Below are 2,710 nucleotides of genomic sequence, written 5' to 3' on the forward strand. Positions count from 1 at the left end.
TGACCGCGCCGGTCCGCGCGACCGAGGCGCACCTGCGGGCGACCGTACGCAACACCTCGTCGCACACGCTGCTCCCCGGCCCGGCGGCGGTCTTCCACGGTGCCGACTTCGTCGCGGCCACCCGGCTGCCGACGTGGGCGCCCGGCGAGGAGACCGAACTGGCCCTCGGGGTGGACGACCGGGTCCGCGTGGAGCGCGAGCTCAGCCGACGCTCCGACACCCGCGCCACCCTCGGCTCGACCCGGCGGCGCGACGTGGAGTACCGGATCAGCGTCGCCAACCACACGCCCCGTCCGGCGACCGTGGAGGTGCGCGACCAGCTTCCGGTGTCGCGCGACGAGGCAGTGGTCGTACGGGAACCGACCCTCGTCCCGCCCCCGGCCGAGCGCACGGAGCTGGGCGAGCTGACCTGGCGGCTGCGGCTCGGGCCGGGGGAGAGCGGGGAGATCACCCTGGGCTTCCGGGTCGAGCTCGCCAAGGGCGTCGAGCTGGCCGGCTGGCGGGAATGACCGGTCAGAAACCGCGGCCCCGGCAGAGGCGGATCCACCGGTAGCCGTAGCCGGCCACCTTCAGGCGGTCCAGCTTGCCGACGTCGCCGTAGTTGCGGTCGGCGAGGACGTCGATGGGCAGGTCAGCCTCCGGCTCCAGCGTGCTGAGGTCCACGTCGGCGTCGGTGGTGCCGAGGTTGTGCACGAAGACCATCGTGCCGGCGCGGCCGTCGGCCCGGTGCGCCAGCACCCCCGGCGGCATCGTCACGTCGATGTGGGTCGTCGACCCCGAGCCCACCTCGGGGGCCTCCCGGAGCGTACGGATCATCCGCTCGAACCAGGCGAGCAGCGACTTCTGGTCGCTGCGCTGGGCGGTCACGTTGACCTTCTCGTACGAGAACTCGCCCTTGTCGATCACCGGGCGGACCAGCTTCTCCGGGTCGGCCGTGGAGAAGCCGGCGTTCGGCTGGTACGACCACTGCATCGGGGTGCGGATCGCCTCCCGGCCGGGCAGCGAGAGGTCCTCCCCCATCCCGATCTCCTCGCCGTAGCGCAGCACCGGCGTGCCGCGCAGCGAGAACTGCAACGCGTACGCCAGCTCGATGCGGCGGCGGTCGTTGCCGAGCATCGGGGCGAGCCGGCGGCGGATGCCCCGGTCGTAGATGCGCATGTTCTCGTCCGGGCCGAACTGCGCGTACACCTGGTTGCGCTGCTCGGCGGTGAGCCGGGAGAGGTCGATCTCGTCGTGGTTGCGCAGGAACGTGGCCCACTGCCCGCCCTCGGGCAGCGCCGGGGTGTCCCGCAGCGCCTCGATGATGGGCTCCGGGTCCTGCCGGGCGAGGGCCAGCATCAGGCGCCCGTTGAGCATGAAGTCGAAGAGCATGTGCAGCCGGTTGCCCGAGCCTCCGCTGTCGGCGAAGAAGGTCGGCAGCTGGTCGGGCTCGACGTTGGCCTCGGCGAGCAGGACGGCGTCGCCCCGGCGCCACTGCACGTGCTGGCGCAGCTCGGTGAGGAACTCGAAGTCCTTCGGGGAGCCCGGGTTGCCCGGCTCGGTCAGCTCGATGATGAACGGCACCGCGTCCATCCGGAAGCCGGAGACGCCGAGCTGGAGCCAGAACGACATGATCTTCTTGACCTCGGCACGGACCGCCGGGTTGGCCATGTTCAGGTCCGGCTGGAACTTGTAGAACCGGTGGTAGTACCAGGCCTTGGCGGTGCGGTCGTAGGTCCAGGTCTCGTGCTGCTCGCCGGGGAAGACCATGCCCTGGTGCCGGTCGGCCGGCTCGTGGTCGGCCCAGACGTACCAGTCCCGGTACGGCGAGTCGGGCGACGAGCGGGCGGACTGGAACCACGGGTGCTCGTTCGAGGTGTGGTTCACGACCAGGTCGATGATCACCCGGATGCCGCGGTTCTGCGCCTGGTGCAGCAGCTCCGCGAAGTCGCCGAGGGTGCCGAAGCGCGGGTCGACGTTGTAGAAGTCGGTCGCGTCGTAGCCGTCGTCGCGGTTGGGAGACGGGTGGATGGGGTGCAGCCAGAGGCAGGTCACGCCCAGCCGGGCGAGGTAGTCCAGCCGGCCGATGAGCCCCCGGATGTCACCGACGCCGTCGCCGTCGGAGTCCGCGTACGTGTCGATGTCGAGGCAGTAGACGACCGCCTCCGAGTACCACCTGTCAGCCATGCCGAACTTATGTCTCCGATCCCGCGTACCCCCAAACACCGGGGCCGGGTACGGCCCGTCAGTGAACGTGGACGAGCCTGCCTGTCGTCCCGGCCGTCGCGCCCGAGGGGCGGCGCCCGGGCGAGCACCGGCGGTACGGTCACCGGCATGGGAGACGGGCAGCGGCCGATCGACTGGGCCGAGGGTGAGTGGTGGAACGAGCCGGTGCTGGTCGAGGGCGGGCCGGCGGGCGACCTGCTGGTGCAGCCGGCCGGGGGCAGCGACCTGTGGCGGCACACCTCGTACGGCTTCGTCCACGACGACGCCCCGGCGCTGCTCGCGCCGCTGCCCACGGGCGAGGCCGTGGAGGTGAGCTTCGTCCTCGACTACGGCGAACAGTTCGACCAGGCCGGCGTGCTGGTCCGGGTCGACGAGCGGAACTGGGTCAAGGCCGGGGTGGAGGTCAGCGACGGCCAGCCGCAGGTCGGTGCCGTGGTGACTCGCGAGGTCTCCGACTGGTCGGTCGCCCCGGTGCCGATCTGGGCCGGGCGGGAGGTGACCGTGC

Annotated in this window: 3 protein-coding genes; 2 read left to right on the forward strand and 1 reads right to left on the reverse strand. The window is 71.6% G+C overall.

From position 1 onward, the window contains the following. Positions 1-509, forward strand: a 509-nt coding sequence (locus AB0B91_RS64865) for a DUF4139 domain-containing protein (protein ID WP_358342969.1), incomplete at its 5' end; no start/stop codon positions are given. Between the two features lie 4 nt (positions 510-513). Here AB0B91_RS64865 and AB0B91_RS64870 read toward each other — a convergent pair. Continuing rightward, positions 514-2,166, reverse strand: coding sequence for an alpha-amylase family protein (locus tag AB0B91_RS64870; protein WP_357660347.1), 1,653 nt, complete (start codon positions 2,164-2,166; stop codon positions 514-516). Between the two features lie 147 nt (positions 2,167-2,313). Between AB0B91_RS64870 and AB0B91_RS64875 the strand changes: the two genes are divergently transcribed. Beyond that, positions 2,314-2,710, forward strand: a 397-nt coding sequence (locus tag AB0B91_RS64875) for a DUF1349 domain-containing protein (RefSeq protein ID WP_358342971.1), incomplete at its 3' end; no start/stop codon positions are given.

It is taken from the genome of Nonomuraea sp. NPDC049141 (assembly GCF_040648415.1).
In the GTDB taxonomy this organism is placed as follows: domain Bacteria; phylum Actinomycetota; class Actinomycetes; order Streptosporangiales; family Streptosporangiaceae; genus Nonomuraea.

What these genes read in the sequence shown, in the direction of transcription:
- AB0B91_RS64870 (WP_357660347.1), bottom strand. Translation starts at nt 2,166, where the DNA reads ATGGCTGACAGGTGGTACTCGGAGGCGGTCGTCTACTGCCTCGACATC.